The sequence below is a fragment of the Silvimonas sp. genome, from assembly GCF_031291215.1.
GTDB lineage: Bacteria > Pseudomonadota > Gammaproteobacteria > Burkholderiales > Chitinibacteraceae > Silvimonas > Silvimonas soli.
Map to the genome: position 1 here is coordinate 1 of NZ_JARLJK010000079.1, position 1,477 is coordinate 1,477.

Annotated in this window: 1 protein-coding gene; it reads left to right on the forward strand. The window is 59.3% G+C overall.

What is annotated here, in order from left to right; all coding sequences use genetic code 11:
• Nucleotides 1-28: 28 nt before the first annotated feature.
• On the forward strand, nt 29-1,477 hold a 1,449-nt coding region (locus tag P4L78_RS10000; protein ID WP_309327883.1), incomplete at its 3' end, for a protein O-mannosyl-transferase family.

Consider the following 1,477-nt stretch of genomic DNA (forward strand, 5'->3'; position numbering starts at 1 on the left):
GGTTTACGCCTGGTTTTGGACGGCCATTCTGCCCTTTGGCAACGTGGCCTGGCGGGTGGAAGTGGGCGAATCCTTCGCGGCAGCCATGGGCTGCGGCTTGCTGGCGCTGATGGTTTCGCGCGGCAGCAGCATGTTGATCGAGGGGGTGGAGGCCATCAAGGGCCTGCCGCGCAAATGGGAAAACGCCATCTGCTCGGTGTCGGGTTTCGTGGCGGGCACGCTGCTGGGGCTGGACATCTTCATGTGGAGCGAGTCGGTGGTGATCAACCGCATTTCCCTGTTTGGCGTGCCGTGGCTGATCGCCGTGCTGGCGTGCATCATGCGGTGGATGTATGCGCCGCAGCAGCGGCGGTATCTATATCTGGCCATGTTTCTCTATGGCTTGTGCATAACGATCCACCAGACGCTACTGCTGGGCGCCATGGGGCTGGAAGTGGCCATCGCGCTGGCCTCGCCCCGCCTGGGCCGCGACCTGTTCATCGGCAACAGCATTGCGTTCATTATTGGACTGCTGTGCATGAGCTCCGTGCCGGCGCTGCAACACATGAGCGGCATTGAAAAAGACCTGTTCTTCATCGTTGGCATCGGCTCCATTGGCGCCGCAATCTGGCTGGTCTTTGAAACCAGAGGCTTTTTGACTGAATGGCTGCCGTGCTCCATCATGCTGATCGCCTGGACTTGCGGTGTGCTGGTTTATTTATATGAGCCGGTTTCGTGCATGACCGATCCGCCGATGCAATGGGGCTATCCGCGCACCGTGGAAGGCTTCTTCCACGCCCTGAGCCGCGGCCAGTATGAAACCATTACAAGTTACAACATCTTTTCCGATCCCAAACATTTCGCCTTCCAGCTCAAGTACATTGCGCTGGGGCTGTCCGAGTCATTCAGCCTGGTCTATGTTTTCATCGGCCTGCTGCCCTTCGCCTATCTCTGGAAACTCCACAAGCGCGAACGCTCGTGGATCATCGGCCTGGTGGCCATTTATTTCTGCCTGTCCGTGTTGCTGGTCATTCTCATTAACGTCTCGCCCGACCGCGCCTCGCAGGACTTGAACAAGGTTTTCTTCACCGCTTCGCACGGCTTGTTTGCCATGATGATCGGCTACGGGCTGACCCTCATGGCGGCGTACACGGCCACCCATTACCAGAAGATACGGCTGTGGGGCTTCGTGGTCGCCGCGGTGGCGGTGGTGCTGGCGGTGTCCAGTCTGACCGATGTGGCGGGCAAGTTGTACTACGGGCCGGCCGGCAAAATCAGCCTGTCCCAGTTGCCGCAGCACATTGCCATGGCCTTTGACAAGGACCAATACGCCCTGCCCATTTTCGCGAACCTCATCCTGCTGGCGCTGCCCATTGGTTTGATCTGCGCTTTCCTGGTCTATCGCCGGCGCGGGCCGGTGCTGATCATGCTGAGCCTGTTCTGCGTCATGCCGCTGTGGTCGGGACTCTCCCACTGGTACAAGAGCGAACAGCGCAAC